This window comes from Streptomyces sp. NPDC006208 (assembly GCF_040613775.1).
Lineage (GTDB): Bacteria > Actinomycetota > Actinomycetes > Streptomycetales > Streptomycetaceae > Streptomyces.
In genome coordinates, this window is the sequence record NZ_JBEXSW010000146.1 from 1 (window position 1) to 1,110 (window position 1,110).

At 75.8% G+C, this 1,110-nt stretch carries 1 pseudogene; it reads left to right on the forward strand.

What is annotated here, in order from left to right:
• Positions 1-1,110: pseudogene (locus tag ABZ208_RS39140) on the forward strand (polyketide synthase); the annotation flags it as partial.

Sequence of the window (1,110 nt, forward strand, 5' to 3'; positions counted from 1 at the left end):
AGCGCCCTGGCGCAGGCCTGCGCGGACGACGTCGTCACCGTGCCCGTCCTGCGTGCCGACCGCCCGGAGCAGCAGGCCGTCACCGCCGCGCTCGCGGAACTGCACGTGCACGGCGTCTCCCCGGACTGGCAGGCGCTCTTCCCTGGTGCACGGAAGACCGACTTGCCCACCTACGCCTTCCAGCAGCAGCGCTACTGGCTGGATGCACCGGAGGCCGAGGCGGCCCTCGTGGACGCGGTCGACGCCGAGTTCTGGGCGAGCGTCGAGCGCGAGGACGCCCAGTCGCTCGCCGCCACGCTGGGGCTGAGCGCCGAAGAACTGGACGTCGTGGTCCCGAAGCTGTCCGCCTGGCGGCGGCAGCGGCGCGAGCAGTCCGTCGTGGACGGCTGGCGCTACCAGCTGACCTGGCAGCCGCTGAACGGCCTGCCCGCAGGCGACCTCTCCGGCAGCACCTGGCTGTTCGCCGCGTCCGAGGGCGACGAGTGGGCCGGGACGGTCCGCGCGGCCCTCGCCGGACGCGGCGCGCGCCTGATCCCGCTGACGGTCGGCGCGGACGCCGACCGCGAGTCCCTGGCCGGCGAGCTGACCCGGGCCGCAGCCGAAGCCGAATCACTTGCCGGCATCCTGTCGCTGCTCGCGATCGACGAGACCGCCTCGCCCGAGCACCCCGCGCTCTCCCACGGCCTCGCGCAGACCGTGGCACTGGCCCAGGCGCTCGGCGATGCGGGCATCGACGCGCCGCTGTGGTGCGCCACCCGGGGCGCGGCGGCCACCGGCCGCTCGGACGACGCACCGCTCAGCGCGGTGCAGAACCAGGTGTGGGGCTTCGGCCGCGCCCTCGCCCTGGAGCACGCCCGGCGCTGGGGCGGCCTGATCGACCTGCCCACGGCGGTCGACGAGCGCGTCGCCAGCCGTATCGCCGCCGTACTCAACCAGGGCACCAGCACCGCGGAGGACCAGGTCGCTGTCCGTGCCTTCGGCGTGTTCACCGCCCGGCTCACCCACGCCCGCAGCGGCGCCGGCCGGCCCTGGTCGGCGCGCGGCACGGTCCTGATCACCGGTGGTACGGGTGCGCTGGGCGGGCACGTCGCCCGCTGGCTCGCCGGTGCC